Annotated in this window: 21 protein-coding genes; 11 read left to right on the forward strand and 10 right to left on the reverse strand. The window is 46.7% G+C overall.

Annotation, left to right across the window (positions count from 1 at the left end):
- Positions 1 to 85: 85 nt before the first annotated feature.
- Genes ASN18_RS07030 through ASN18_RS07050 form a run of 5 tightly spaced genes read left to right on the forward strand, consistent with a single transcriptional unit; the run spans position 86 to position 8,638 of the window.
- Complete coding sequence (locus tag ASN18_RS07030) at positions 86 to 5,479, forward strand: pilus assembly protein (protein ID WP_085052031.1); 5,394 nt, start codon at positions 86 to 88, stop codon at positions 5,477 to 5,479.
- A gap of 10 nt (positions 5,480 to 5,489) precedes the next feature.
- Positions 5,490 to 6,161: a type II secretion system protein gene (locus tag ASN18_RS07035; RefSeq protein ID WP_085052032.1), complete on the forward strand. Its 672-nt coding sequence runs from the start codon at positions 5,490 to 5,492 to the stop codon at positions 6,159 to 6,161.
- 31 nt (positions 6,162 to 6,192) lie between these two features.
- On the forward strand, positions 6,193 to 6,663 hold the full coding sequence (locus ASN18_RS07040) for a type IV pilus modification PilV family protein (RefSeq protein WP_236861584.1): 471 nt from the start codon (positions 6,193 to 6,195) through the stop codon (positions 6,661 to 6,663).
- Positions 6,664 to 6,665: 2 nt separating this feature from the next.
- A complete protein-coding gene (locus ASN18_RS07045) occupies positions 6,666 to 7,970 on the forward strand; it encodes a PilW family protein (protein WP_085052034.1) in 1,305 nt (434 codons plus the stop codon).
- Complete coding sequence (locus ASN18_RS07050) at positions 7,967 to 8,638, forward strand: hypothetical protein (RefSeq protein WP_085052035.1); 672 nt, start codon at positions 7,967 to 7,969, stop codon at positions 8,636 to 8,638. Before ASN18_RS07045 ends, ASN18_RS07050 begins: the two co-directional genes overlap by 4 nt.
- 58 nt (positions 8,639 to 8,696) lie before the next feature.
- Here ASN18_RS07050 and ASN18_RS07055 read toward each other — a convergent pair whose 3' ends face one another.
- The 8 genes from ASN18_RS07055 to rpsU all read right to left on the reverse strand — a co-directional run bounded on the left by ASN18_RS07055 (position 8,697) and on the right by rpsU (position 16,615).
- Positions 8,697 to 9,260 carry an MORN repeat-containing protein gene (locus ASN18_RS07055; RefSeq protein ID WP_085052036.1) on the reverse strand — a complete coding sequence of 188 codons (564 nt, stop codon included), beginning with the start codon at positions 9,258 to 9,260 and terminating at the stop codon, positions 8,697 to 8,699.
- Positions 9,261 to 9,288: 28 nt separating this feature from the next.
- A complete protein-coding gene (purE, locus tag ASN18_RS07060; RefSeq protein WP_085052037.1) occupies positions 9,289 to 9,786 on the reverse strand; it encodes a 5-(carboxyamino)imidazole ribonucleotide mutase in 498 nt (165 codons plus the stop codon).
- Positions 9,779 to 11,095: a GGDEF domain-containing response regulator gene (locus ASN18_RS07065; RefSeq protein WP_085052038.1), complete on the reverse strand. Its 1,317-nt coding sequence runs from the start codon at positions 11,093 to 11,095 to the stop codon at positions 9,779 to 9,781. The genes purE and ASN18_RS07065 overlap by 8 nt, the downstream gene beginning before the upstream one ends.
- A gap of 6 nt (positions 11,096 to 11,101) precedes the next feature.
- Entirely contained in the window at positions 11,102 to 12,394 is a 1,293-nt protein-coding gene (locus ASN18_RS07070; RefSeq protein WP_236861585.1) for a serine/threonine-protein kinase, read from the reverse strand.
- A 146-nt stretch (positions 12,395 to 12,540) separates the two neighbouring features.
- On the reverse strand, positions 12,541 to 13,533 hold the full coding sequence (locus tag ASN18_RS07075) for a hypothetical protein (protein WP_157072874.1): 993 nt from the start codon (positions 13,531 to 13,533) through the stop codon (positions 12,541 to 12,543).
- Positions 13,534 to 13,618: 85 nt separating this feature from the next.
- Positions 13,619 to 15,325, reverse strand: coding sequence for a DNA primase (gene dnaG, locus ASN18_RS07080; RefSeq protein ID WP_085052041.1), 1,707 nt, complete (start codon positions 15,323 to 15,325; stop codon positions 13,619 to 13,621).
- Positions 15,326 to 15,334: 9 nt separating this feature from the next.
- A complete protein-coding gene (locus tag ASN18_RS07085; protein WP_085052042.1) occupies positions 15,335 to 16,300 on the reverse strand; it encodes an NGG1p interacting factor NIF3 in 966 nt (321 codons plus the stop codon).
- Positions 16,301 to 16,420: 120 nt separating this feature from the next.
- Positions 16,421 to 16,615: a 30S ribosomal protein S21 gene (gene rpsU / locus ASN18_RS07090; RefSeq protein WP_085052043.1), complete on the reverse strand. Its 195-nt coding sequence runs from the start codon at positions 16,613 to 16,615 to the stop codon at positions 16,421 to 16,423.
- A 203-nt stretch (positions 16,616 to 16,818) separates the two neighbouring features.
- Between rpsU and ASN18_RS07095 the strand changes: the two genes are divergently transcribed.
- Positions 16,819 to 17,067 carry a hypothetical protein gene (locus tag ASN18_RS07095; RefSeq protein ID WP_085052044.1) on the forward strand — a complete coding sequence of 83 codons (249 nt, stop codon included), beginning with the start codon at positions 16,819 to 16,821 and terminating at the stop codon, positions 17,065 to 17,067.
- Between the two features lie 59 nt (positions 17,068 to 17,126).
- Here the strand turns inward: ASN18_RS07095 and leuD are convergent, their stop codons facing one another.
- Together leuD and ASN18_RS07105 are read right to left on the reverse strand one after the other, a co-directional pair.
- Positions 17,127 to 17,621: a 3-isopropylmalate dehydratase small subunit gene (gene leuD, locus ASN18_RS07100; RefSeq protein ID WP_085052045.1), complete on the reverse strand. Its 495-nt coding sequence runs from the start codon at positions 17,619 to 17,621 to the stop codon at positions 17,127 to 17,129.
- Between the two features lie 19 nt (positions 17,622 to 17,640).
- A complete protein-coding gene (locus ASN18_RS07105) occupies positions 17,641 to 17,901 on the reverse strand; it encodes a hypothetical protein (RefSeq protein ID WP_085052046.1) in 261 nt (86 codons plus the stop codon).
- 126 nt (positions 17,902 to 18,027) lie between these two features.
- Between ASN18_RS07105 and ASN18_RS07110 the strand changes: the two genes are divergently transcribed.
- The 5 genes from ASN18_RS07110 (at position 18,028) to ASN18_RS07130 (ending at position 22,690) form a co-directional block, all read left to right on the forward strand.
- Positions 18,028 to 18,219, forward strand: coding sequence for a hypothetical protein (locus ASN18_RS07110; RefSeq protein ID WP_085052047.1), 192 nt, complete (start codon positions 18,028 to 18,030; stop codon positions 18,217 to 18,219).
- Positions 18,220 to 18,334: 115 nt separating this feature from the next.
- The gene (gene pabC, locus ASN18_RS07115) at positions 18,335 to 19,195 is read left to right on the forward strand and encodes an aminodeoxychorismate lyase (protein WP_085052048.1); all 861 of its coding nucleotides are present in this window, start codon (positions 18,335 to 18,337) and stop codon (positions 19,193 to 19,195) included.
- 13 nt (positions 19,196 to 19,208) lie between these two features.
- Positions 19,209 to 20,225: a 4-hydroxythreonine-4-phosphate dehydrogenase PdxA gene (gene pdxA / locus ASN18_RS07120; protein WP_236861586.1), complete on the forward strand. Its 1,017-nt coding sequence runs from the start codon at positions 19,209 to 19,211 to the stop codon at positions 20,223 to 20,225.
- Positions 20,209 to 20,646 carry a GtrA family protein gene (locus tag ASN18_RS07125; RefSeq protein WP_085052049.1) on the forward strand — a complete coding sequence of 146 codons (438 nt, stop codon included), beginning with the start codon at positions 20,209 to 20,211 and terminating at the stop codon, positions 20,644 to 20,646. Before pdxA ends, ASN18_RS07125 begins: the two co-directional genes overlap by 17 nt.
- A gap of 85 nt (positions 20,647 to 20,731) precedes the next feature.
- On the forward strand, positions 20,732 to 22,690 hold the full coding sequence (locus ASN18_RS07130) for an ATP-binding protein (RefSeq protein WP_085052050.1): 1,959 nt from the start codon (positions 20,732 to 20,734) through the stop codon (positions 22,688 to 22,690).
- Positions 22,691 to 22,693: the final 3 nt, after the last annotated feature.

Genomic DNA, 22,693 nt, shown 5'->3' on the forward strand with positions numbered 1-22,693 from the left:
AGTTGTAAGATAGAGCACAGGATGCACAGTTGAAAGGCAATAGGAAGTCACTCATAGATAAACAACAGAGAGAGGGGGGGTGAATATGCTGACAGAGAGAAAACATATATTTAGGCAGGAATCCTGCCGCTGTGTAAGAAAAGGGCTTATATTGATAACCCTGCTGTTTATGACGGCATTTATGTTTTTCACGGCACACTCTGCCGAGGCCAGATGGACGGTTGATGTGTGTAAGGCTGGGGCAGGCAACGGTACCATAACCGCATCACCTAACCAAACTGATACCTGCTCTAATCCCTGCACATCCTGCTGTCCTGGCAACACAGCCAGCGCTTACTGCTTTCGGTATTCCGGCAGCAGCGGTATAGTTGATGTCACCCTGACCGAAACGCCAACGTCAGGTACTTTCGCAGGCTGGTCAGACTGCACAGGGAACTTAAACGACTGTGATGATAACGATAATGGCCCATGTCTGTCAACTGGATGTACTGGAACAGGCACGACCTGCCGTAAGACAAATTATAGTAATAATCATGCTTACTGCGTTACTGCTACGTTTAATGCCGGCTCAACTACAACCTCTACGACGACAACAACTTCGACAACCTCTACAACAACCACGTCGGTGTCGTCAACCAACTCAGCCATGACCAATTTTTGTAACGGCAGCTCTATCCCTCCATTTATGGGCGGTAATGTCCCGCCGCTCCTTATGCTTGATATATCAAGAGACCACAAAAACTACTATAAAGCTTACAACGACTACAGCGACCTCGACAGCGATGGAGCCCTTGATCTGCAATACAAGGGGGGCATTACATATTACGGCTATTTCGACCCGGCTAAGTGCTATACATATACGTCTGGTGCAACGACTTCATACACGTCTACGTCGTACTATTTCTCCCCTTCCTATGTGTCGTCCACATCTCCGGCAACGTGTAACGGCAGCACATGGAGTGGGAATTTCCTGAACTGGGCTGCGATGTCGCGAATGGACGTCCTGAGAAAGGTACTTTATGGAGGATACAGGGTTACTGACACATCGAGTTTGACAATCCTTGAGCGGCAGTTCCTCCCGCAGGATGCACATAGCTGGGTGAAGGTATATACACCAGGCGCAGGAGACCCTACGATAAGTCAGGTTACGCCATTGTCTGGCGCCAGCAGTCTTTCTATCTGTAATACGACAGTCGCCTCTACGACAAATCCTCCCGCTATGCGGGTTGCCAGCGGTTCATATCCATTCTGGGCATCTGACGAAAGGTGGCAGTGTGCGAGGTCAAATGAAGTCAGCGGTACAAGGCGTCCCGGCGCGGCGTCAGGCGGTTTCATGGACTATATCGTAAAGGTAAAGGTCTGTGACTCTACATTGCTGGGGAGCGAAAGGTGCCAGTTGTACCCAAGCGGCAACTATAAGCCCATAGGACTGTTACAGGCATATGGCGAGGGCGGGAAAATATATTTTGGGCTTATGACAGGAAGCTGGCTTAAGAATAAGTCAGGCGGCGTGCTTCGCAAAAACATCGGCACGATTACAAACGAAGTAAACTATACCACAGATGGAACGTTGTGTATAAACAGCAGCGGCACTGTCGGCACTGCCTGCGCCTCAAGCACCGGAGTTCCAGGGATTATTAATACGCTGAACAAGATGAAAATATACAGGTACACCTATGGTTCGAGCTGGGGCGACGGTACTTATAACACCGCTGACGCCTGCTCATGGGGCAGCCAGAGTTTTACCGAGGGTAACTGTGTTAACTGGGGAAATCCAATCGGCGAGATATACTATGAATCATTAAGATACTTTATGGGGAGGACAACTGCTACATCGGCCTTTAGTGCAGATGACAGCTCTATTGTCTCCGGGCTTAGTCCTGTTACGTGGGTAGACCCATACTCGGTATACCCTTACTGTGCCAAGCCGTTTATTATGGTTATAAGCGATGTGGCGCCAAGCTTTGACTCCGACCAGCTTCCCGGTGTAAACACCAATTTTGGAACCGGGCTGACTGCCGATATAGGGGTAAGCGGTACACTTGTCAACGCCTCTACACAGACTAATATAGTCGGTGGAAGCACCGGAGAGAATGTATCGGGGAATTACTTTATAGGACAGTCCGGCTCGACTAACGACACGGTAGGCAGTGTAACTACAAATTTGTGTACAAGTAAGAGCGTAAGCTCGCTGTCGTCGATAAGGGGTGTCTGCCCTACAGCTCCGAATTCACAGAGTGCCTACTACATTTCCGGACTTGCCTACTGGTCGCGTATCAACGATCTGAGAAACAGCGCCAATACGCCTAGTAACTCACCCACAGGCGATAATGTTACCCAGAATGTTACCACTTACTCTGTGGCTATGAGTACCACCCTCCCCAATTTGACTATCACTTTGGGGTCGTCTAACCAATACAGCGTTCAATTAATACCTGCCTGCTACAACAGCACGATAGGAAACCCCTGCTCGCTGGTTCATTTTCTCGTTGACAATAACTTCAGCGTATGCACAAGCCCTCCAAGCGGGGCGCTTGGCAGTTATTATATAAATTGGGAGGACTCTCCGCAGGGAGGGGACTATGACATGGACGCTGACGGCTGTATTTATTATACTGTTAATAACAGCGATAGTCCGCCGACTATTACCTTTACTGTGAAGATGTCTGGCAGTTCCACGCCGTATAATATGAACATGGGGTATATATTAAGCGGCACGACAAGCGACGGCCCGCGCTATTTGGCTACAAACTGCACCTCTTTACTTGCTACTTCTAGCTGCGGTCAGTGGTTCACAACAGTTGCAGCAGGCAATACTTCCACTAGCAACGCTAATGTAGGTTCTTATACGCATACCATCAATACCTCATCCTCCAGTGTTGGTCTCCTGAAAGACCCGCTCTGGTATGCAGCAAAATGGGGCGGTTTCACAGACGCTAACAGTAACAATATGCCCGACAACACAACGGAATGGACAACAGGCGTCAACGGCAGCGGCGTACCAGACAATTACTATCTGGTGACAAACCCTGCCACGCTTGAGTCTCAGTTAGAACTGGCATTTCTCAAGATTCTGAAGCAGACATCATCCGGTACTGCTGCCACAGTTCTTTCTCAGAGGACTCAGGCAGGCGCCAATATCATGCAGGCACTTTTTTACCCGACCAAGTACTTTACCGGCAATACAGAGGTTTCATGGGTTGGCTACCTCAATAACTTATGGTTTTACAATACTAGTGCAGTACAGGAAATAAGAGAAGACACGGTCAATGACTTTAAACTAAATCTCACAAACGACAACGTCATAAACTTTACGCTTGTGAACAACAATCCCATTGTACAGTTGTACAGCGATATAACCGGCACGGGCACCCTGACCGCGCTGTCGCCCTCTACAACAACTATTGACTACCTTAACACGATTTGGGAGGCCGGTGGAAACAGCCGCTATCCATCCTCCTTAAGCAGCACATCTACGAGTTACAGCGGTAGTTATTACGACTTGTGGCACGACAACGCCTCTGTGAGGACAATATATACGAACGGCAGCAGTGGTCTTGTTCAGTTCACTAAGGACAACGCTGGTCAGTTCAGCCCGTACATGGGTGCGACAATGGTTGGCTCTGCATCATTGAACGATATTATTGACTATACGCGCGGGGTTGACAAGACAGGACTTCGCAACAGGACTACCGCGAATCTTGGCTCAACCACAACCAACGTGTGGAAGCTGGGTGACATCATCTACTCGACCCCGCTGTTGAACCAATACACACCGGCCTCTAATAATGGCAATGCCGACTACTGGGTAGCCTATGCGGGCGCCAACGATGGAATGCTTCATGCCTTTAAGTCGGGTAAGCTGACCACAAGCGGTCTGGGCGCAGGTGAAATACAGCAGATAAGCGGCTCAGGGCTTGGCGGTGAAATGTGGGCGTTCATTCCGAGGAACTCTCTGCCCTATCTGCGTTATCTGGCAGACCCTTCATATTCGCCAAACTCAAACTGCCACATCTACTTTAACGACCTTAAGCCGTATGTCTACTCTTACACGCCTACAGGATTGACTACGACTAAAGTAGTGCTTATAGGCGGTATGCGTCTTGGCGGGGCGTGTGGCTGCGATGCTGGCACCTGTCCTGCGGCTACAGACGTCTATACACCGCCGACTGATACGTGTACAGCCGGTAATCGCACAGACGCCTCATCACCTATGAGCGCCTGCGTCGGCCTGTCCTCGTACTATGCCCTGGACGTTACCAATCCAACATCACCGACACTCTTGTGGGAATTTTCTCATCCCGAACTGGGCTATTCTTATTCCGGCCCTGCGGTTATCAACAGAAGCGGCAATTTGATGGTCATGTTTCTCTCCGGGCCGCAGACATATACGGGGTACTCTTACCAGAACTTAAAATCCTTCGTCTTAGCCTTAAATTCCGACTTCACGATAAACTCTACCGCAACCGGCAGCACTGGCGGCGTCTTTAAGTACGACACAGGTATCCCGCGCGCCTTCGGTGGAAGGATGTTTACCAATGGAGTGGATGTAAATGCCGACAGCAGTACAGACTATGTAATATTCGGCTACACTTCGTCTCCAGACACCACATGGACAAAGTTCAGCGGAGGTCTTGTCTCAGTGTATACCGGCGGGACAACGCCCACCACCATGTGCAGCGGGAGCGCGTGCCCCACAAATTGGACAAACTGCTGGAAGTACGACACCAGTTACTTCAGTCTTACTGCCCCTGTTACCAGCAAGATTGGGGTTGACAAATGCTTCAGCCAGTACTACGCATACACGGGCAGCGGAAGATATTTTAAAGCACTGGATTCATATACCGTAGTTGACAGCAGCAACAACACACTTACAGGAGATTTCTTATATGCCTCTCCATTTGTCTGTGATCAGTATGGCTGCTGTGACAATACTACAATTGCACACCAAACGTCATCTACTGTAGCCAACGCTTGTAATGTGCTGAACGATGGGATAAAAAGGCCTGACTGGACATTCCCGCTTAATGCTGCACAAACTGAAAACAGCGTAACATACTTAAGCGAACGCAACATATCTGACCCTACGATTGCCAGCAATATGATGTTCTTTACCACTACACAGCCTACATCTGACCTGTGTTCTTTTGGAGGCAGATCAAGGGCATTGGTCTTTAACTGCGCAACTGCGGCAGCGCCAGGCTCGGCTATGGATAACTGCACAAACTACACAATCCCCTCATCGGCTTTGACTGGAACCTTGTTTATGCAGCTTTCAACAAGTGCCATAAACAAGATTTCCGTATCTTCGAGTTTCCATACGCTAACCTCAAGCGACACTAATCAGTCGTCGTTGCAGGCTAACCCTATGGGCGCCACAACAAACTGGCTGCCTGGGGTAACTCCGGAATCAAGTACCCCTTACATAGCGCCGTCATCGGGCGCGTTTGGGAAAATACTAAATTGGATGGAAAGGTGACAACACTAACATGATTACTAATAATGACAATAAAGGCTTTTCTTTGGTAGAAATTCTCGTGGTCATGGGGATTTTGGCGATACTCATAGGTCTGCTTGTCTATCAGTTCGCCGGTCAAAAGGCGAAGACTAATTCCGAGGCTTCGACAAAACAGTTGTTTAATGACCTGTCGGAAGCACGGGCAAACGCTTTATCTCAGAAAAACGCCTATGGGATTTATTTGACCGCTACTGCTACCGCTAATCTCAACTTTACAAGCTACTCTATGCGCAGTGACTCAGATAGTGACGGCTCTATCACGGATACGGGCGGATATGCCACAGTAAGAACCACGACGCTGTCGCAGCTTGGCCCGTTGGCGGTGCTTAATGCAATTACGGACATAACCTTTGATGACAAGGGCTTTTTGTCTACAACCAGTCCTGTAGAGCTGTACACGCCATGTCCTAACTGTGACTTCTCTTCAGTGTCTAACTGCAAAGACCTGTATGCGGACACTCTTTGTTCCTCAGTCTCGGCAACAAACTGCTGCAGGCCGGCAGATATGTCAACCACTTGCACTGACTCTTCTTTTCCAGAGTCTTCTTGTATTGTCTTAAGTGTTAATGCTATAAAAATGGGGAAATGGTGTGATACAAACCAAAATGGAGCGTACGACAGTGGTGAATGTGTACTTAAATAATAAGGGCTTATTCCACAGTAGTAAGGCATTTATGCCTTTTTCAAACGGCAAAGGCTTTACCCTTATTGAATCAATGGTCTCGATGTTGATTCTGATGGTAGTGGTACTTGGGATGATTCAGACTATGATTTATGTCAATGCGATAAACCTTAAAAATTCTGTAAGAGGCGAAGCCATGAAAATAGGTCAGCAGGATTTCGACAATCAAACGAGTCTCGTTCGTCCGTCAATAGCCTTAACCACTATTATCTTGTCAACAGCCGCACCCGTTCAAATCGTGAAACGCTTTAGCAACAGAGATGTTACATTTTATTTATGCCGATACGTCACACCCAGAGGCAACAGTGTGCAGGTCAGCGTTTCTGTTATATGGCAGCTAGGCGATGTTGTAGCAACCGCCGCTGACCCAGCGGGTTACGCTTGTTTTAGCACCATGGCAAACAGTGGTTACACTGGTTCGTACAATGCCGAAACTATAATAAGTCCATTGGTAGGGTCATAGCGATGAGAACAACACTACTGATAAAACCGGTACATAACAGCGCGGGCTTTACGCTTGCGGAACTGCTTGTGTCATTGTTTATTGTTGCAATCATGATGGGGGCAATCTTTTCGTCCTTTACTACCTTGACAAGGTCATTCAAGGTGGAAACCAAAACTGCCGAAACGCAGATAGAAAATACCCTAAGCCTTGATCTGCTCAGATACGATCTCGAATCGGCGGGTTATGGTCTGCCTGAAGGCACAGGCGTCGGCGCATGTACCACGATTACGGCTTATAACGAGTACCCTGTCAGCTTCACGCCTACCGGCAGCACAAACTATACACCTAACCAGTTTACGCCAGACCCGGCTAATCTCAACGACTCCACAGGCAGTTGTGAGCCGCGCCCTTTAGTCCTTGACCATAACACCAATCCTACCCCATCCAGCACCAATGGTTCAGACGTCTTAGTCATCAAGTCAATAACAGCCGACAGGACGGCCGTTACCAAAAAGTGGACGATGCTTGACGCCACAGGCCACTACATCGTCTGGAACGATACTAAATGGGACCTCAGTGCCACTGATAGGGCAATAGCGGTAAACTCTACCCGTAAATTGGTCAGCAGCGGTTTTCAATTCAGCTCCCTGCCAGCAAGCCCGCCAGCCGGTCAGTTCTATGTAATATACGGGGTAAATGCCACTACCACGCTTCGTATGCCATTCAACCGCGTAGATTACTATCTTCAGAGGGCTTGCTCTCCTCAGCTAGGCAACTGTACAGGGACAGCCCCTCAGCATCCCTACCCTCTGCAGTGCCATCCCAGCGGATATACACTCTATAGGTCTGTCCTTTCCCACGCAAACGGTCAGAGGGTAGAACAGCCCGTCATGGACTGTGTCTTAGATTTCCAGGTAGCCCTGGGCATCGACACCGGCTGTACAGATACTCTTGGCAATGGCTGTACAGGTACGCTGACATGGTGCAGATTTACAAATTTATCTGCAACTCCATCAAGTTTGACGCCTTGTAATGTCTCCAGCGACCCTGGCTGTAATACCGACCCATGCTACTTAACTACCTCTTATCTAAACAACGCTATGAGCATAAGACGACACTTGAAACAGGTAAAAGTATTCGTCCTTGCCCATGATGGGAAAATGGACCCGAACTTTACATACGGCGCCAATTCGATAACCATAGGAGACAGCGATATAACTCTCAAGACATATAATCTTTCGGCACTGTCCAACTATGCTAACTACAGATGGAAGCTCATGAAGTTAAACGTAAAATTAAACTCTTTAGGGGGAAACTACGAATGAGATTTTCTTCTAAGAATGTGTTTGGGAAAGTACGTGATGAAAAGGGCTTTATTCTTGTAGTCACAACGGTTCTGTCTATGGTTGCGCTGGCCCTGAGCGGCGCCATGCTTTTCATGGCTACTGTCGGCTCTAAGATTGCCGGCGGGTATCAGAGCTACACCAGTACGCACTCTGCCGCCAAGGGCGGCTCAGACGTGGCTATGAATTTATTGAAGAGTTATCCCAATACATCTAGTACTGCCCCCGACTATGGCTCGCTCTCTGCCACCTATCCCAGTTGCCTTGCAACGAAACTCAATACTGCGACGTGTGATACTGGTCCTTCCACTGCTACTTCATGCGGCGGCTCGGGAACTACGTACTATCAATGGGGTGCGGTTTGCGGCACATATGCCACTGCAACCAGCACTGACGCCTCGGCATCTCCAGATATAACGGCCGTATTCAACGATGCACGCACAAATACCCCGGCTTATACGGTTTATACAAAGATCATAAACACTCAAGCGGTTGTAGGGCCAACCGTATCGCCAACCGCATGTAACTGCAATGCCTGCACCTACTGTTACGTGTACACTGTACTTATTCTTTCCCAGAAAATCAACAACAATGAAAAGTCCTCAATTACTTTCACGTATATGGTGTACGACGGTAACAATATTGAGTAGATTCATTCAGTCTGCTGGTTTTCAGGTGCGGACATAGCTCATCATTATCCATGCCTGTCTACTTCACCAGTGGTGAAACATATTTGCCGTCCTTATAGTTTCCTGTTTGCGTTTTCCCGCCCGGTGTTGTTGCAGTGCCCCGACCGTCTGGTTTGCCATCTTTAAATCCCCCAACAAATGTCCCGCCGTCCGGTCCGGTAGCTGTGCCCTGACCATTTGGCTTACCGTCCTTGAATTCTCCGGTGTATTTCCCTCCATCGGGATAAGTCATAGTGCCCTGACCGTTTGGTTTACCGTCTTTAAACTCACCTTCATACTTCCCTCCGCCGGGTAAAGCTGCTATGCCCTGACCATCTGGCACACCTTTTTTAAACTCACCGGTGTACTTTAGCCCTTCAGGAGTGGTTGATGTACCCTGACCGTCTGGCAGGCCATTTTTAAACTCACCGACATAAGTCCCTCCATCTGGTCTGGTAGCAGTGCCCGGCCCGTTTGGTACGCCATCTTTAAATTCACCTTCGTACTTTACCCCATCTGGCCCGGTGAGTGTCTTGTACTCGGCATATGCAGGTAAACACAGCAGGAGGCTCAAGAGCTGTGCGACACAAATGCGTTTTACCATGATGGTCTCCTTATATTTTCAAAACTATTTATTCATTGCAGACGGCATCTGATTTTTTAATAAGATTTTCTCTGGTCTTTTCTCTTTTAGCATCGAGGGCAGATTTTATCTCAGGGTACTTAATGGAGAGAATCGAACATGCCAGATATGCAGCGTTTGCAGCGCCGTTTATGGCAACCGTGGCTACTGGTATGCCGGAAGGCATCTGCACCGTTGAGTATAGGGCGTCAACACCGTTTAACTCTCCTGATTTAAGCGGCACTCCGATAACGGGAAGCGTTGTATGGGCGGCAATAGCACCGGCTAGATGAGCGGCCATCCCGGCGCCCGCTATGATTACCTCTATACCCCGCTGTCTTGCTGTCCTGGCGAACTGGGCAGTTTCTTCTGGCATCCGGTGTGCTGAACTTATTTTCATCTCATAGCTTACGCCCATTTCCTTTAATACCTCTGCGGCTTTTTTCATTACGGGCAGGTCACTGTCACTGCCCATCACAACTGCTGCAAGGGGTTTTTTGTCATTCATTGTGCTGTCTCTCCTGATCTGACGATTCGTTAGTATGTTTCCTGAGCTTATGCTCATACATCAACTGGTCTGCCGCTTGCATCAAGGCATCTATGGTCAAATCACTCTTTGGGCTGTACAGCACATATCCAATGCTCAGGGATATCTTGTATGGACTGCCCTTGCGCTCATTGTATATGGCCGTTGTGGTTTGCAGCCTCTGTTTAACCTCTTCTTCTGTTATGCCAAGTGTTTCTGTAATTAATACAACGAACTCGTCGCCCCCTATGCGGCCTATTATGTCGGACTGCCTGAATGTATCCTGTAGTATAAGCGCCGTATCCATGATTGCGCTGTCTCCCACTAAATGGCCCAGTGTGTCATTTATACGTTTAAGACCATCTACGTCAATAAAGACTATGGCGACCTCTTTGTTAAATCTCTTGGCGAGTTTGAGCTGGTGTTCTGCGAGTATATAAAATCCACGGCGATTGTTAAGTTCTGTCATACTGTCAGTCAGCACCATGTGGCGGAGTTGATTCTCCAGCTCCCTGCGTTTTGTCTGGTCCTGAAACGTGATGGCAGCGCCAAGTATATTTCCCTTTTCATCCTGAATAGTGGCTGTGGTCATGCTTACCGCAATGGCCTTGCCGGTATTTGTTATCAGTAAGTGGTTAGTTAAACTAATGGGGGTTTTTGCACCGATGATGGGGATGAGGACGTCTTCAAAGTCATTGGCGGCCTCTTGTGCGCTTTCGTCCTTAAGCGTTATCAGTTGTCCTATCGGAAATCCTATGACTTCTTCTTCCTTAAGGCCGGCAAGCCTTGCTGCCGCTTTATTAATAAATGTAACGTGTCCCTCAGCATCTGTAGTGATTACGCCATCTCCTATGCTCATCAGGGTGGTGGAAAACCAGTCATGGCTCTGCCTGAGCTGCCGCTGCATTTTATCCTTGTAAAGAGCCATTTCTATTGTCACATAGAGTTCTCTGTCACGAAACGGCTTAAGGAGATAGCCGAATGGTTCTGTTATCTTTGCCCTTTCCAATATGTATTCGTCCGAGTACGAGGTCAAAAATATAACAGGTGTGCCTGAGGTAGAACGTATTATCTCTGCCGCTTCGATGCCGTCCATTGGCCCGCCAAGCACTACATCCATCAGCACGACATCAGCCTTGTCTGTTTGAGAGCGTTTTACCGCCTCCTCAGCAGTCGCGGACACTGACGTAACTGTATATCCAAAATCTGTAAGGGTTCGCCTGATGTCCATAGCGATAATCCCCTCGTCCTCGACTACCATTACGCGCGCCTTTTGTGTTTTGTCTTTCATCTCTGCCTAAAGAGGCCGGTACTTTGCAAGCTCTTCGCTTGTTTTTGAGAGCCTGGCAATAAGGGTCCTTAAAAATATCCTGTTAAAACGCAGCTGGCAGTGGACGGTCATCTTTTCTATGAGTGTGCCGCTTACTTTTATCAGTGACACAGGGGTTAGTGACACAATATCAGCAGTACGCTGTGTCTTTGCCAGGTATCCCATTTCACCAAAGCAATCGCCGGGTTTTAAGGCGACAATCGCCTTGTCACCTTTTTTCACCAGCACATCGCCTGATATGATCACGTAAAATGAGTCGTCAATATCGCCTTCAGTTATTATATGTTCACCTACGCCATATTGTTCCCACGCACCGGCGCGTATTACCTCAGTAAGCTCTGAGTCGAAGAAGCCCCTGAAGAAGTTTAATTTCTTCATCTGCTCGAATTTCGCCTGTTCCTTTATATCTACCACAGGGCGTTTGAGATTTCTGTATACCTTGCTGAGGTCTGCGGCAAAGTCCAGTCCGCGTGGATAACGGTTTCTCGGGTCTTTTGCCATTGCCTTTTGTACGATCTGCTCCAGTTCCTCCGGGATGTCCTTGTTATAATGAGACACTGGCAGCGGTGTTTCGTTTACTATTTTAAATACAAGGCTTGATACGTTCTCGGAATCAAACGGCACCACATGAGCCAGCAGCTCATACATTACCGAGCCAAGTGAAAACAGGTCTGTCTGGCTGGTAATCTCCTCTTCTTTCACCTGCTCCGGGGACATGTACTTTGGTGAACCTATGATTCCCCCGATTTGTGTCACTTCGGCGCTGATAATCTGTGCTATGCTGAAATCCCCGATTTTTACGTCCATATCTGAGGTCATCATTATGTTGCTTGGCTTTATATCACGGTGTACTACACCCATGCTGTGGGCATAGTCGAGGGCCTTGCAACACTTAAATATTATCTCTATTACCTTTTCCACGGGCAGGATTTCATTTTTCTTGTTAAACTCTTTCAGGGTCTTCGCCCCTTTGACGTATTCCATGACGAGATAACAGTAGCTGCCCTCTATGCCCGCGTCATGGACGTGAATAATGTTGGGATGATCAAGCATTGCGGCAATGCGGGCCTCGTTGAAGAAAAGTCTGCGCCTGTGTGCTGCTGAGTCCTTGTCATTGCCCCTGTCTGTGTCGGTTATCTTTATGGCAACTTCGCGGTTGATAAACGGGTCATAGCCGCGATACACCACCGCCATAGCCCCATGGCCTAGTTCCTCTTTTACATCATACTTTCCTACTTTTTGAATCTCTGGTTTAGACACAGCGCTATCCTCACGCTTAAGCATAACAAAGTTTGGGGTTCTTTTACAAGACTTACCTGCTGACAGTCTGCCTTCTTTGCCAAAGTAAAAGCTGCAACAAAGGCTGAGAGCAGGGGGCGGATAACGGTGCCAGACTTAAGTATTCCCTATCCGAACATAGGAAGCCCTATGGCCTCAAAGTGTTTTTTTCCCTTAACCCATCCCTCTATGTCGTCTATCTTCACTTTTAACCACGTGTCAAAGATGCGGATATCCATGGAGAAACCAGCCCTGTTTTTATCGATAGTTATAGTAAACTCCTCAGAATCAATCTTTGTGTATGCGTGTATGTATTGTATCTTTGTCTGCGGGCCGAAGATAACGGCCTTAGATGGCGAACTGGCATCGTGATGTGTATAGAGTTTGGCACAAGTTTCCTCTGTAATCGGGTATCCGTGTGCCTCTATCTCAAAAATACCTTCCCATTTAACGGGTACTACGCGGCCTGAAGTATTCAGAGGTACCTTTAGTGGGATTGTTATAGTAAAATAGTTATTATGTATTTTATATGCAAGCGTATCACCGTCAAACAGACGCACAGAGCTTGGATTGCTCCCTTTTTTCAGCGAGTCGTGTATACCTCTAATGACATTTATTTTGCCAGATAACTCCACAAGTCTTCCTTCATATGTAGTAAACAATTTCACGTCATGTCCGTGTCCAGGTCCGGACGGCCATTCCCAATAAGATAGTACCAAGCCCTCTCCCCGTTCACCTTCAAGGGCATAAGCATCGATGGAAATATATAATGGATTCATAATATTTATAGGGTTCGACTCAGAATAATGGACCTCTCCAGTTTCGTCTCTGATCTCAAGATATTCAACATTTTTGTCAAATGGGTCTGATGAGCAAGCTATTCTTTTCATCTTGAGAAAAATTGTAAAAGATTTGCCATTTACCCTGTATGGACCTTCTGTTTTTTCATAATCCACATACGTTGCCGGTATGCGCGTATAGTCGATGCTATGATTATCGCAGTCAGGTTGTATAGGATAGTCAGCCACAGAAGGAGTACCAGCGATATCATCACCGCCTGCGTATGAGAGGCTGCTTGATATGGTTAGTAATATAGTACATAAGAGCCGGAGTAGTTTCATATATTTATTATGTCATAAGTAATTAGTTTAAATAAACCTCAGTCGTTCCAATTATTTCTAAATCATTAGGGGTGAGCGCACGGGACTAAAAAAGGCCGCGCTTTTCGTTATTATATTTTTTGCTTTCCTGCAAAAGCAAGGCCAGCTCATCAATGTTGTTCGCAAGTGACGCCTTGTTTATTTTCTCCTGAATTTCATCGAGCTTCTTCTTCAGCCATTTTTTTTTGAGATTTTTGATACAGCCTTCAATGTTTTTCTCTATGCTTTCCCGTCCGATATTCGGATCGACATTCGGGTTTACCATGAGGCCGGTGATGTAGGCAACCTCCTCCTCGGTGCATATTTTTGACAGCCCTTCAATCGTTGGAGCCGTGGTGCCGCTGAAAAATTCTTTAAATATCCTTTTTATTAATTCATTTTCCATCAGCCCCTGCAAATCCATGTCCATCATAGGTTTAAACATCTCAGCAATGTCCGGAACGCTCAGATATATGCCAAGCAGTATCTCCTCGTCAAGCATCTTCCCCCGCTGCTTAACAATCCGGGCGGTACGCATTGGCTTGTACACTTTTTTTAATTTTTCAGTGAGTACGGACTCGGATATAGATGCCTTGTTTGATAGCTCTGTGACCAGTTGAGCGCGCAGCACTGTGTCCTCTACTGCGGCTAATGTATCGTAGATTTCCCTGAGATTGTCAACGCCATATCCTGCATTCGTGAGCATGAATTCCACATATGAGCGTGTCTTTGAGAGCAGGCCTTTAAATTCCCCTGCCCCATATGTCTTGAGATAGCTGTCCGGGTCGTTTTTCTCTGGCAGGAGCAGTGCCCTGGCGGCAAGCCCGCCTTTGAGTATTATAGGCAGGGCGCGCTTTGCCGCCCTGACACCCGCATCGTCACCGTCAAATATTACGACGACCTCCTTTGTGAATCTCATAAGCAGCTTTGTGTGGTCTTCTGTCAATGCCGTCCCAAGCGGCGCTACCGTGTTTGTAAACCCGTACTGATGACACATAACCACGTCGGTATAGCCCTCAACTATGTTGACATGCTTTGCGCCCTTGACACCCTCCTTTGCTGCGTTGAGACCAAAGAGAATCCTTTTCTTTTGAAAGATAATTGTCTCAGGAGAATTTAAATATTTAGGTTCAATATTTTTTTCTATCGCCCTGCCGCCAAATGCCACAATATCACCGGAGGAATTATGTATCGGAAACATTATCCTGTCCCTGTGGAGGTCGTATTGACTATGTTCCTTATATACAACTACACCGCAGAGCCGCAGGTGCCTGTCCTGAAAGCCTTCTTTTTTTAAATGACGAAACAGGGTGTCCCACCCCTCAGGGGCAGCGCCTATTGAAAACCGTTCGATTGATTCTTTGCCAATGCCGCGTGTGTGGAGATATTTCAGCGCCTTTTCAGACTTCCTTAGCTGATCTTTGAAAAATGCTGCTGCTGCTCTGTGGATTTGCAGGAGTACTTCCCTCTCCTGCACGTTTTGGTTGATCTCCAGTTTTATTCCGGCACGTTCGGAGAGTTTTCTTATCGCCTCATTGTAACTCATCCCCTCTTCTTTCATAACAAAGGTGATGATGTCCCCACCCATGCCGCAGCCAAAACAGTAAAACACCTGTTTTTCCGGGCTGACCACAAAAGATGGTGTTTTCTCGGTATGAAAAGGGCACAGGCCCTTATAGCGCGTCCCTGATTTTTTCAGCCCGACATAGTCCGAGATTACATCAACTATGTCTATGCGGGATTTTATCTCTTCACGAATACCCTGAAAGTCCATTCAGATTGTTTATACAGCGTTGTGCCGTGCGATGCGCCTGAACCCGGAACAGCCTGTCAGCTCAACAGTTGTCTCAGCAAATATTTTGTCAAACAACAGATTCATTCCCAGGTTGTCGCTTGATATGTGTCCAGCGATGACTACATTTATGTGATATTTTTCGGCTTCTTTTTTATGCTCTTCACTTAGGTGCATACCTACGATTGTGTTAATTCCACTGGATGAAAAGACCTGAAAGAGGTCTTTTGAGCCTTCTGTGCCGCCTGTCATGTCAACAAATATCTTACCGGCCTTTCTCTGAGGTCCGCCAAGCAAAATGTTAGGGGCGCAGAAACACCGCGCGGCGTCTTTGTACTCCTCGATTTCCATGAGCATATCAATGACATTGCTGAGTGCATATGGCTTGTTATTGTCAAAAAGCCTTTGCAGATATGCAGCAACCATATTGTCTGCCGGTGTGTGAATGCACATAAATGGAAAACCAAGCAGCCTTGCCGCATCTACAGCCCGTGCGGTGTTTACTGGCATGAGCTTTCTCTTTACCTCGCTTATGCGGCCTTCCATGAGGCTCTCAGCTACGTTTATAGGGACACCGAATGTCCTTAAAATATCTGCCTGCATAGACATTACATCGTGGAGGTTTGCATATGGCATACCCTCCGGGTGGTGGGCAATTATGGCATCAATTCGTTTTCCCTTTGTGTTTAAATTATCAGCAAGCAGTATTTCAGGGGTCTCTATGTCTATTCCAACAAGCGCTGAGGTAACCTCTTCATCCCCTGTACCATTCAATATGCGTGTGTCAGCGTATGGATTGGACAGAGATTCCTTGTCGAAGAAGCCCTTGTCTTTTTCTTTAAGCTCATCAAACTGCCTTTTTCTGTCCTCCAGATAAAGTGCTATAGCGGCCTCACCCCTCGGGTCATTCTCTATAGCGTGTCTTACCGCCCTTTTATAGACTTCTGATAATGTCATGGACTTCCACTCCTTTAGTATTGACTTGACAGGTAGCAAGCTCAGAAATAAAAAAAGCCATATCGCAGCTCTATAATCAGCAGCATATAGAGTTGCGATACGATGAGGAAGGGTGATGCATTATTGTGATAACGCTACACGCTTAGCCGCCTTCTTACGGGCTGCTATAATCTTCTTTTTCCTTTTTATACTGGGCTTCTCATAATGTTCTCGTCTTTTGATCTCAGACAGTATACCTTCTTTCTCGCACTGTTTTTTAAAGCGTTTCAGTGCAAGTTCAAAGGAATCGCTGTCCTTTACGCTGATCATGGGCATTCATACCCCTCCTCCCTGTTTTAGATTTAATTTATATAAAATTAGCAACATTGGCTAATTTAACATTTTATTTTATATTTGTCAATACAGCGGGGGCCGCCACAGGTAAAATAGTTGTCGCATTTGCTGTCATTGAATTGTTATAATATGCGGCAATATTAATGCAAGTACGGTAAATCTACGCAGAAGGAGGTGAATCAATAGTGAAAAAATTAGCATTGACTCTCGTTTTAGTGTTGGGATTTGCATCGATGGCCTTTGCTGGCTGGGATAAGTGCGCAGGCTGCCATAACGGCAAAACAGCAGCTGACAAAGCCGCTGTAACGGCTAAGTTTAAGACTGCCGCCGATTTTATCAAGGCGTCCCAAGAATCGAAAAGCCCTATGATGAACGCGGTTAAGGGTAATGAGGCAGAGTTAAAGGCAGCAGCAGCTGACTTAGGTCTTAAATAATAACTGACCAAAACAAAAGGCGATTACTGACATCGCCTTTTGTTTACACCTCAAAGATGTCAGCAGTTTATCTTCTTCTTTGTCCACTCTATAAGGCCGCCCGCGCTTATTAGTTCCTGCATAAACGGCGGGATTGGCTGGGCCTTGAACTCTTCATTCGTAGACTTGTTTTTTATTACTCCCTTATCAGCGTCTATCTCTACGACGTCCCCTTCTTTAATTCCATCTGCCGCTCCTGTGGATTCAAAAATCGGCAGTCCGATATTAAAGGCATTCCTGTAGAAAATCCTTGCAAAACTCTTTGCCACGACCGCAGAAACACCGGCAGCCTTTATGGCAATAGGGGCATGTTCCCTCGATGAACCGCAGCCAAAGTTCTCGGCAGCAACTATAATATCCCCTGATTTAACTTTTTGGGGGAAGTCCTTGTCCGCATCCTCCATGACGTGTCTGGCGAGTTCCTCCGGGTCGGAGGTGTTTAAATACCTTGCGGGAATAATCGCGTCTGTATCGATGTCTCTTCCAAATTTCCATACCCTTCCATTAAACAACATATTCTGTCTCCTTATACATTTACTTTTTCTTTTTCGGCATTTTTACCGTGCCTTCATATTTTCTCTGCTGCTCTGCAGCCATTAACGCAGTTGATTCATACGGTTGAGAAGTCTTTTTTTTTTCACGCACGGTCTCTATTGCAATGTCTATCAGGTTTCTTATAGCCTCGGCCCTTGAGCCGATTCTATTGTCAAATCTGAAGTTCTCTATCTTGTCTAGTTGTAATCGAGACGTAAAGAAAACGACCTTTTCGTCTTTAGCCGGCTCTTCCTGCGTCATAAAATACCTCCCAAAAAAATATTCACACTCTTTATACACTTTATACACTTGACAAAGTATATAAACATGGTGTACATTACTAACTATGCTAACATTATATCATAGATAAAATCAAATGGAGGGGAAATGCAAAAAAACACTCAGACAAGCGACGAACTGGACAAAATCAAGGCAATGTTAACTTTTATGGCAGACTCTACCGACTTGCTATTGACATCGTCTATGGTGGAAAAACAACAGCCTATGAACGAGACCCCGTACGGAATGCATTTGTTTTTTATGGAACTTATATCTAAAATAGACAATGCCAGTAAATAGTATCTGCCAGTAATCATACCTTAGCGCCTCTGCCGGAGGGTTTACAGCCCTCTGGCAAACTCATTGCACAAACCTGCAGAGGCGTGTATAATACCATCGGCAGAGCTGAGATTTAATGAAGATATACTTCAACGATAAGCTTGTTCCAGAGGCAGAGGCGATGGTCTCAGTGTTTGACCGCGGTTTTTTATATGGCGATGGCGTTTTTGAAACTATGCGGACATACAATGGCGTGGTATTTAAAATAAATGAACATATTAAGAGACTTCTCCGCTCCCTTGCAATGATAAGACTAAGCCTTCCACATTCGGATGCATCCCTGTACGAGGCCATATACGACACCCTGAGCGCTAACGGCTTAACAGAGGCCGTAATCAGACTGTCAGTCACAAGAGGGATAGGACCGATAGGCCCAAGCATATCTCATTGCAATCAGCCTGCGATTGTTATTATAGCAAGGCCATTGACGCACTACCCCGAGGAATATTATAAACATGGCATTAAACTCATTACGTCAAATATTATGCGAACCCCGCCCGCTGCCCTTAATCCTATGATTAAGTCACTAAACTTTTTAAACAACATCCTTGCAAAGACAGCAGCCGATGATTGTGCGGCTCACGAGGCCATCATGTGCAACGTAAACGGTTACTTAGCCGAATGTACGACATCGAATATATTTTTCGTAAAAGAAGATATGCTCTATACACCGTCCGTAAGATGTGGAATACTGGACGGTGTCATGCGCGCTCAGGTGCTGGAGCTTGCCTGTGAATCCGGGCTTAAAGCAGTAGAGGGTGAGTTTTTCCCTGCTACGCTCTACAGGGCTGACGAGGTATTTGTTACCAATTCGGTAATGGAGATTATGCCGGTTAACTCCGTAGACAGTGTCTCATATCCAGTGGGACGGGCAACGCTTAATCTTACTGAGACATTTACCCGCTACAAGGAACAATACTTAATATACCGGCAATAATGGCCCAGCAATAATGGCAATGATAAGCGCTTCAGAAAAACGCATACTAGTGACCCTGGGCGACCCGGCGGGCATAGGCCCTGAGGCAGCCCTCAGGGCCTATATGCAGATTGACGGCGACGGTGCGGCTGTAGTCTTTGTCGGTGATGCCGAAGTGCTGAGAGAGGCAGCAGCGCTCATTGGGATAAAACCAGCATTTCAGGTAATCGATTCGGTCTCAGACGCAATATTTGAAAAGGGGACACTAAACATAATAGATGTTGGCGCTGTCAAAGGGCTGTCGTGGCAAAAATGCATCCCTACAGCTATTGGCGGGTGGGCCTCGGCACAATATATTAACCGTGCCGTTGAGCTGATATTAAAGGGCGAGGCAGCGGCGCTTGTCACCGCTCCAATCTCCAAAGAGGCACTCAAGCTGGGAGGCATCAACTTCCCCGGTCACACAGAGATGCTTGCAGAGTTGAGCGCCACAAATGACTATGCCATGATGCTCGTTGGCGGGCAGATTAGGGTTATCCTTGTAACCATTCACACTGCCATTAGAAATGTACCGGAGTTAATAACAAGGGGGCGGGTCTTAGGGGCAATACGACACGCTGCAAGCGCCGCCTATATGCTTGGCATTGATACGCCGCGCATTGCAGTAGCAGGACTGAATCCCCATGCCGGTGAGTCTGGGATGTTCGGGATGGAGGAGGCAGAGGAGATTACCCCAGCCGTTGAGGCTGCCCGGCAGGAGGGTATTCCGGTTAGCGGCCCGTATCCCCCGGATACGATTTTTTATAAGGCATACAAAGGCGAGGTCGATATTGTCGTCTGTATGTATCATGACCAGGGTCTTATACCTCTAAAAATGGCTGCATTTCAAAGGAGCGTTAATATAACAGTGGGACTGCCATTTATAAGAACCTCACCGGGGCATGGCACGGCCTATGATATTGCGTGGCGTGGTACGGCATCAGGAGACAGCACTGCTGAGGCGATAAAAATGGCCTCCCTGCTGAGAATACCCAGTGGCGCCAGGCGCTAAAAACATAAAGCAATTCATCAGTTTTGCCTTAATAGGCGTACTAAACACCTTTGTTGACTTACTCGTACTCAATATCGAGACTGTGATCACGGGGATGAAGACAGGAACGCCATACGCACTGCAAAAGGGGATTTCATTTTTATTTGGGGTGGCGTGCAGCTACTATTTCAATAAGCGTTGGGCATTTAAGGACAAGTCAACGGAGCGTCAGGGGGTGAAATTCTCCATTTTTATGATAATAAGCGTAGTTGGAGCGCTGATAAATGTGGCAGTTGCGGCAGTGTCTGTTACATATCTCAGACCGATATTAAATTACGAGGTCCTGAGCGCTCAGGTCTGGGTCAACATTGGCGCACTCTTAGGGACAGCGGCGGCACTGGCATGGAATTTCCTTGGATATAAATTCTTTGTATTTAAATAGCTAAGTATCTCACCAGGCGGCACAACGGCGGCGGCATTCGGCACAAGATATCAACCAGCACACCAGCACAGGGGGCTTTGTAATAATGGCACGAGTTTTTGTAGAATATCACGTGTTGAGCAATCATGAAGAACACAGGCTAAAAAACACTGGGATACAGGATCCCCACCTGTATATTCAGAATATTATAAACTCTATGCTGAAGATATCACTTTTGCAGATTTCTACGAAGGACCAGCTGACTCAGATTTTGAAACTCATAATGTCTGCGCCCTGGATTTCACCAGCCGCAAAGGGACTTGTTTATCTCTATGAAAAAAGGACAACGATGCTGCAACTCAGCGCTAATTATAACTATGCAGCAGAAGAGTTAGAGGCCTGCCAGCCAATTTCTCCCAATTGCCTGAGTAAAGATTCAACTTATGAACATGGCATAGTATTCATGCCAACAACTGCTCTCAGCGACAAAACACAGACACGCGGTCACTATTGTGTCCCGATTATCTCTGATGACAGGCTGCTTGGTCTTATTAGCCTGGCCTGTCCTGCCGAAAATAGCGGGGGTGATGCAGCAGCAGAGCCTGTGGACTTGTCTGCCCATTGCGAGAGGGAAATGTTTCTGAAAATCGCTGCAAACACTATAGCAGGCATAGTGCTGCGTAAAGAAGCAAACGAAAACCTGATGCACAATTACCTGATACAAGATGTGATAAATAAGATTCTGCACCTTTCGCTTGAGCCAATATCCCTTACAGAGCACCTTCAAAAGACCCTCGACATCATTAGCAATGTGTCATGGTTGTCAAATAAGTACACGGGCAGTATATTTCTAATAGAAAGCCGTCCGGATATACTCATTATGAAGGCCCACAGGGGGTTTCCCTTAAACTTGCACAGTGTCTGCTCGGTGCTACCCTTGGGAAAATGTCTCTGCGGACAGTGCGCACTGATAGGGGAAATAATATTCAAGTCCACGATAGACCAAGACCACGATGTAAAATACGACGGAATGCCTGACCACGGGCACTATTGCATTCCAATAAAATCAAAAGGTCAGGTGTTGGGCGTAATAAACCTCTACGTCAGACGTGGTCATAGGAGGACCCAGGAGGAAGAGGAATTCCTCGTCTCAGTAGCCAATACGCTTGCTGGCATTATAGAGCGAAAAAGGACAGAGGACGAGTTAAAAAAACACCACAACCAGCTTGAGGAGATAGTAAAGGAACGGACAGACGAGTTGGTTGTCGCCTGCAAAAAGGCTATAGATGCCAACGAAGAGCTGAAACATAGCCAGGAGATGTTAATACATTCGGAAAAAATGGCGTCACTAGGTCAATTGGTAGCCGGCGTAGCCCATGAGATAAACACCCCCATAGGGATTGCCGTAACCTCTGCATCTCATCTTGAGCTGGCTACGAATAAAATCACATCTATGTTCAACGACAAACAAATAACACGTACAGACCTGGAAAAATACTTATTCGTCGCAATGGAAGACTCAGATTTAATAGTCAAAAACCTGTTTCGTGCAGGGGACTTGATCAGGAGTTTTAAAATGGTCTCGGCAGACCAGACAAGCTGGGAAAAAAGGCAGTTTAATCTGAAATCATACTTAAACGATATAGTGATAAGCCTGAGACCTCAGTTGAGGAGGACACCGCACATTATCACAATAAACTGTGATGAAGACCTTGAGCTGAACAGCTATCCTGGGGCATTTGCTCAAATAATCACAAACCTGTTGATGAATTCCCTGCTTCACGCCTATGACGAAGGGACAAAAGGAACTATACTGATAGAAGCCATTCCGTTAGATGATGAAATCGTCCTAAGATACAGAGACAACGGCAAGGGCATCCCGGAGGCAGACATAAGAAAGATATTTGATCCATTTTTTACGACAAAGCGCGGTCAGGGAGGCTCAGGGCTTGGACTTTATATTACATTTAACATTGTTACCCAGACACTCAAAGGCAAGATAGTATGTGAAAGTGAAGTAGGTAAAGTAACCCTATTTACAGTTACATTACCACTTGCGGTATAGTAT

The organism is Candidatus Magnetominusculus xianensis (assembly GCA_001541255.1).
GTDB classification, from domain to species: domain Bacteria; phylum Nitrospirota; class Thermodesulfovibrionia; order Thermodesulfovibrionales; family Magnetobacteriaceae; genus Magnetominusculus; species Magnetominusculus xianensis.